Source organism: Citrobacter sp. TBCS-14 (genome assembly GCF_005280805.1).
Taxonomy (GTDB): Bacteria; Pseudomonadota; Gammaproteobacteria; order Enterobacterales; family Enterobacteriaceae; genus Citrobacter; species Citrobacter gillenii.
This window is the reverse complement of the sequence record NZ_SZWM01000335.1, coordinates 1-201: the sequence shown is the minus strand read 5'-3', so window position 1 is coordinate 201 and position 201 is coordinate 1. Positions and strand designations below refer to the sequence as shown.

1 protein-coding gene is annotated in these 201 nt (G+C 51.2%); it reads right to left on the bottom strand.

The genetic code is table 11. The annotated features are described in order from the left end of the window. On the bottom strand, nucleotides 1-201 hold a 201-nt coding region (locus FDX22_RS15375; RefSeq protein WP_146717420.1), incomplete at both ends, for a translation initiation factor IF-2.

Below are 201 nucleotides of genomic sequence, written 5' to 3'. Positions count from 1 at the left end.
GTGCAGATGCATCAGCACGGACGTTGAAGCCAACCAGAATCGCGTTGGATGCCGCTGCCAGAGTCGCGTCGGTTTCGGTGATACCACCTACGCCAGAACCAATGATCTTCACTTTTACTTCGTCGGTAGACAGTTTCAGTAAAGAGTCAGAAATCGCTTCAACAGAACCCTGCACGTCGGCTTTCAGGACGATGTTCACTT